Consider the following 5540-nt stretch of genomic DNA (forward strand, 5'->3'; position numbering starts at 1 on the left):
TTAAAAGAAGTCCGGCGGTGTCCTACTCTCCCACAGGGTCCCCCCTGCAGTACCATCGGCGCTGTGAGGCTTAGCTTCCGGGTTCGGAATGTGACCGGGCGTTTCCCTCACGCTATGGCCGCCGAAACACTATTGATGTTTCAATCAAAACCTTTAGCAATGAAATGTTCATTGTTGAAGGTGGTTCTCGACCGTACATCGAGAACCACTCAGTGGACGCGTAGCACCAACAAACGGTGTGTTATCAAGTCATCGGCTTATTAGTACCAGTCAGCTGCATGCATTGCTGCACTTCCACATCTGGCCTATCAACCCAGTAGTCTGGCTGGGAGCCTCTCACCCGAAGGTATGGAAGTCTCATCTTGAGGCCGGCTTCCCGCTTAGATGCTTTCAGCGGTTATCCATCCCGAACGTAGCTAATCAGCGGTGCTCCTGGCGGAACAACTGACACACCAGAGGTTCGTCCAACCCGGTCCTCTCGTACTAGGGTCAGATCCTCTCAAACTTCCTACGCGCGCAGCGGATAGGGACCGAACTGTCTCACGACGTTCTAAACCCAGCTCGCGTACCGCTTTAATGGGCGAACAGCCCAACCCTTGGGACCTACTCCAGCCCCAGGATGCGACGAGCCGACATCGAGGTGCCAAACCATGCCGTCGATATGGACTCTTGGGCAAGATCAGCCTGTTATCCCCGAGGTACCTTTTATCCGTTGAGCGACAGCGCTTCCACAAGCCACTGCCGGATCACTAGTCCCGACTTTCGTCCCTGCTCGACCTGTCAGTCTCACAGTCAAGCTCCCTTGTGCACTTACACTCGACACCTGATTGCCAACCAGGTTGAGGGAACCTTTGGGCGCCTCCGTTACTTTTTGGGAGGCAACCGCCCCAGTTAAACTACCCACCAGGCACTGTCCCTGAACCGGATTACGGTTCGAAGTTAGATATCCAGAGTGACCAGAGTGGTATTTCAACAATGACTCCACAAGAACTAGCGTCCCTGCTTCACAGTCTCCCACCTATCCTACACAAGCCACACCGAACACCAATACCAAGCTGTAGTAAAGGTCACGGGGTCTTTCCGTCCTGCTGCGCGTAACGAGCATCTTTACTCGTAATGCAATTTCGCCGAGTTCGCGGTTGAGACAGTTGGGAAGTCGTTACGCCATTCGTGCAGGTCGGAACTTACCCGACAAGGAATTTCGCTACCTTAGGATGGTTATAGTTACCACCGCCGTTTACTGGGGCTTAAATTCTCAGCTTCGCCTTGCGGCTAACCGGTCCTCTTAACCTTCCAGCACCGGGCAGGCGTCAGTCCGTATACATCGTCTTGCGACTTGGCACGGACCTGTGTTTTTAGTAAACAGTCGCTACCCACTAGTCTCTGCGGCCACCACACCCTTTTCGGAGCAAGTCCGTATAAGTGGATGGCCCCCCTTCTCCCGAAGTTACGGGGGCATTTTGCCGAGTTCCTTAACCACGATTCTCTCGATCTCCTCGGTATTCTCTACCTGACCACCTGAGTCGGTTTGGGGTACGGGCAGCTAGAACCTCGCGTCGATGCTTTTCTTGGCAGCATAGGATCATCCACTTTTTATCCGCATCGTGTCTCAGCCTGCATGAACGGCGGATTTGCCTACCGTTCGGCCTACGCACTTGCACCAGGACAACCATCGCCTGGCATGGACTACCTTCCTGCGTCACACCTGTTAATACGCTAACCGCACCAGCATGGGGTCGTACGCTAGGCCCCACGGCGAACCCCGAAGGGTTCAATGTGAGGATTCAGATACTTAGCACTACTGGATTAGTTTGGGCGGTTCTTCGCCGGTACGGGAATATCAACCCGTTGTCCATCGACTACGCCTGTCGGCCTCGCCTTAGGTCCCGACTTACCCAGGGAAGATTAGCTTGACCCTGGAACCCTTGGTCTTTCGGAGGACGTGTTTCTCACACGTCTTTCGCTACTCATGCCTGCATTCTCACTCGTGTAGCCTCCACGGCTGGTTTACACCGCCGCTTCGCTGGCCACACGACGCTCTCCTACCCATCAACACGGCTGGACCACGAAGGCCTACCAATAATGTCAATGCCACAACTTCGGTGGCGTGCTTGAGCCCCGTTACATTGTCGGCGCGGAATCACTTGACCAGTGAGCTATTACGCACTCTTTCAAGGGTGGCTGCTTCTAAGCCAACCTCCTGGTTGTCACAGCAACTCCACATCCTTTCCCACTTAGCACGCGCTTTGGGACCTTAGTTGGTGGTCTGGGTTGTTTCCCTCTCGACTATGAAGCTTATCCCCCACAGTCTCACTGCTGCGCTCTCACTTACCGGCATTCGGAGTTTGGCTGACGTCAGTAACCTTGTAGGGCCCATCGGCCATCCAGTAGCTCTACCTCCGGCAAGAAACACGCAACGCTGCACCTAAATGCATTTCGGAGAGAACCAGCTATCACGAAGTTTGATTGGCCTTTCACCCCTATCCACAGCTCATCCCCTCAGTTTTCAACCTAAGTGGGTTCGGCCCTCCACGACGTCTTACCGTCGCTTCAGCCTGGCCATGGATAGATCACTTCGCTTCGGGTCTAGGACATGCGACTGAATCGCCCTATTCAGACTCGCTTTCGCTACGGCTACCCCACACGGGTTAACCTCGCCACATATCGCTAACTCGCAGGCTCATTCTTCAAAAGGCACGCTGTCACAGCTACTAAGGCTGCTCCAACGGTTTGTAAGCAAACGGTTTCAGGTACTATTTCACTCCCCTCCCGGGGTACTTTTCACCTTTCCCTCACGGTACTTGTCCGCTATCGGTCATCTGGGAGTATTTAGGCTTATCAGGTGGTCCTGACAGATTCACACGGGATTTCACGGGCCCCGTGCTACTTGGGATACTCTTCGCGCCACGGTTGGCATTTCGACTACGGGGTTGGCACCCTCTATGACCGGCCTTTCAAGACCGTTCGTCTATACCATCGTGTAACGCCGCCACCTCGGCAGAGATGACTGAAAAGTCCCACAACCCCGAACGTGCAACGCCTGCCGGCTATCACACACGCTCGGTTTAGCCTGTTCCGGTTTCGCTCGCCACTACTAACGGAATCGCGGTTGCTTTCTCTTCCTGTGGGTACTGAGATGTTTCACTTCCCCACGTTCCCTCTACCCGCCCTATATATTCAGGCGGGAGTCACTAGGTCGGCACGCCGCCCAGCGGGGTTTCCCCATTCGGACACCCTCGGATCAAAACTTGCTTATCAGTTCCCCGAGGCTTATCGCAGATTGCTACGTCCTTCTTCGGCTCCAGATGCCAAGGCATCCACCGTTTGCTCTTAAAGACTTGAAATCACATGAGTTTGAATCAAAACTCGACCCGAGCCCGAAAGCCCGGATCAGAAATTGACTAATGATCTTTAAGATCATCTTGTGCAACTGATCAAAGATCAGCTGCAAGATGCTCGCGTCCACTGTGTAGTTCTCAAAGTACGGGCGGTACCCCTCATCCCCTCCCACCAGGGAGACGACAAAAGGCCCAGAGTAACCAAATGCTTCCAACCCGAAGGCCAAAGCGCATCCGGTCCCTCAGGACCCAACAGCGTGCAGACACCGACACCCTTCACCCAGACGTTCCTGCAGCAAGCTGCGTACTAATCCGAGATCGACTCTCGATGCCATGTCAAATGTTCCACCCATGAGCTCCCAGCGAAGAACGTATGCCTTCGAACCGGGTTCTGGAAGTCCGAAGACTTCAGATGCTCCTTAGAAAGGAGGTGATCCAGCCGCACCTTCCGGTACGGCTACCTTGTTACGACTTAGTCCTAATTACCGATCCCACCTTCGACGGCTCCCTCCACAAGGGTTAGGCCACCGGCTTCAGGTGTTACCGACTTTCATGACTTGACGGGCGGTGTGTACAAGACCCGGGAACGTATTCACCGCAGCGTTGCTGATCTGCGATTACTAGCGACTCCGACTTCATGAGGTCGAGTTGCAGACCTCAATCCGAACTGGGACCGGCTTTTTGGGATTCGCTCCACCTCACGGTATTGCAGCCCTTTGTACCGGCCATTGTAGCATGCGTGAAGCCCAAGACATAAGGGGCATGATGATTTGACGTCATCCCCACCTTCCTCCGAGTTGACCCCGGCAGTATCCCATGAGTTCCCACCATTACGTGCTGGCAACATAGAACGAGGGTTGCGCTCGTTGCGGGACTTAACCCAACATCTCACGACACGAGCTGACGACAACCATGCACCACCTGTTTACGAGTGTCCAAAGAGTTGACCATTTCTGGCCCGTTCTCGTATATGTCAAGCCTTGGTAAGGTTCTTCGCGTTGCATCGAATTAATCCGCATGCTCCGCCGCTTGTGCGGGTCCCCGTCAATTCCTTTGAGTTTTAGCCTTGCGGCCGTACTCCCCAGGCGGGGAACTTAATGCGTTAGCTGCGTCACGGAATCCGTGGAATGGACCCCACAACTAGTTCCCAACGTTTACGGGGTGGACTACCAGGGTATCTAAGCCTGTTTGCTCCCCACCCTTTCGCTCCTCAGCGTCAGTTACGGCCCAGAGATCTGCCTTCGCCATCGGTGTTCCTCCTGATATCTGCGCATTCCACCGCTACACCAGGAATTCCAATCTCCCCTACCGCACTCTAGTCTGCCCGTACCCACTGCAGGCCCGAGGTTGAGCCTCGGGATTTCACAGCAGACGCGACAAACCGCCTACGAGCTCTTTACGCCCAATAATTCCGGATAACGCTTGCGCCCTACGTATTACCGCGGCTGCTGGCACGTAGTTAGCCGGCGCTTTTTCTGCAGGTACCGTCACTTTCGCTTCTTCCCTGCTAAAAGAGGTTTACAACCCGAAGGCCGTCATCCCTCACGCGGCGTTGCTGCATCAGGCTTCCGCCCATTGTGCAATATTCCCCACTGCTGCCTCCCGTAGGAGTCTGGGCCGTGTCTCAGTCCCAGTGTGGCCGGTCACCCTCTCAGGCCGGCTACCCGTCGACGCCTTGGTGAGCCATTACCTCACCAACAAGCTGATAGGCCGCGAGCCCATCCCCAACCAAAAAATCTTTCCAACCACTGAAGATGCCTTCGTGGTTCGTATCCAGTATTAGACGCCGTTTCCAGCGCTTATCCCAGAGTCAGGGGCAGGTTGCTCACGTGTTACTCACCCGTTCGCCACTGATCCCCAAGAGCAAGCTCCTGGTTCACCGTTCGACTTGCATGTGTTAAGCACGCCGCCAGCGTTCATCCTGAGCCAGGATCAAACTCTCCGTAAAAAAGAAATGCATACCCCACCGGGAAAACGGTGACGCAGCGAGTTTGAAACTGACCAAAGAGATATTCATTGCTGACTATCCATTGCCACTCCCCAAAGGAAGTGGTCTTTGATCCAAAGGAATCTCACCCCACCGAAGTGGAGTCGAGGTTATTTGGCATTTGACAAGTGCACGCTGTTGAGTTCTCAAGGATCGGACGCTCCCCCGACCCAACCATCACAGTCAGGCCCGAAGGGCAACTTCTCAATCTTACC

Annotated in this window: 3 rRNA genes; all 3 read right to left on the reverse strand. The window is 54.5% G+C overall.

What is annotated here, in order from left to right:
* Window positions 1-9: 9 nt before the first annotated feature.
* Window positions 10-126: ribosomal RNA gene (rrf, locus tag RS84_RS00005) — 5S ribosomal RNA — on the reverse strand.
* Window positions 127-240: 114 nt separating this feature from the next.
* Window positions 241-3344, reverse strand: a 23S ribosomal RNA gene (locus RS84_RS00010).
* Window positions 3345-3761: 417 nt separating this feature from the next.
* Window positions 3762-5286 (reverse strand): 16S ribosomal RNA (locus tag RS84_RS00015).
* The 16S, 23S and 5S rRNA genes sit together here, the layout of an rRNA operon.
* Between the last annotated feature and the right edge of the window lie 254 nt (window positions 5287-5540).

Source organism: Microbacterium hydrocarbonoxydans (assembly GCF_000956475.1).
Classification (GTDB): domain Bacteria; phylum Actinomycetota; class Actinomycetes; order Actinomycetales; family Microbacteriaceae; genus Microbacterium; species Microbacterium hydrocarbonoxydans_A.